Raw genomic sequence first — 654 nt, 5'->3', positions numbered from 1 at the left:
CGCCTGCTGCCCGGGTGCGCGACGGCGCCGCCGTTCGACCTCGCCGGTATCGCGGGAGCGACCGGTCACGTGCTCACGGTCTTCGGGCCCGAGTAGCGCGGAGTGTCCGACGTCCGGTGCGTCGGCCGGGTCCGGGAGTCCTGGGGCCTGGACCCCACCGCGCTGCTGGCCGCGCTCGGCGTGTTCCTGCTGTGGGGCCTGGTGCGTCCGTGGGGGCAGGTCTTCCCGCGCTGGACGCTGTTCCTGCGGGGCCGACGGGTGCCACGCTGGCTCCCGCTCGCCCCGGCCCTGCTCGGCGCCGCCACGCTCGCCCCGTACGGCGTCGTGGGGGCCGGATACCTGACCCTGGCCGCAGCCGGCGTGGTGACGATCCGGCGCGGCGACTTCCACTCCTCGGGCGACGCGCTGCTGGTCGGATGGGTCGGGATGGTCGCCTTCGCCGTTTACGGCATCGCCCTGACCGTAGCGGCCCACTCGTACTGGCTCCGGACGCGTCCCGCCTGCCCGGTGAGTACGAACCCGGAGTGACCGGCCGCGGCCCGGGGCAACCTCATGGGCGGCGTCGGCATGCCCGGTGGCGACTGATCTCACATCGCGGCGATGCTGCCGGCCGCCGGGGCCAGCGCGGTTCGTGCCAGCCCGCGAAGCCAGGCG

Annotated in this window: 1 protein-coding gene; it reads left to right on the top strand. The window is 75.4% G+C overall.

All coding sequences use genetic code 11. The features are described from left to right. Positions 1–102: 102 nt before the first annotated feature. A complete protein-coding gene (locus tag G3I78_RS46740; protein ID WP_343244020.1) occupies positions 103–528 on the top strand; it encodes a hypothetical protein in 426 nt (141 codons plus the stop codon). Positions 529–654: the final 126 nt, after the last annotated feature.

Origin of the sequence: Streptomyces sp. SID13726, from assembly GCF_010548375.1 — a bacterium.
Taxonomy (GTDB): Bacteria; Actinomycetota; Actinomycetes; order Streptomycetales; family Streptomycetaceae; genus Streptomyces.
This window is presented reverse-complemented; position numbering and strand designations above follow the sequence as displayed.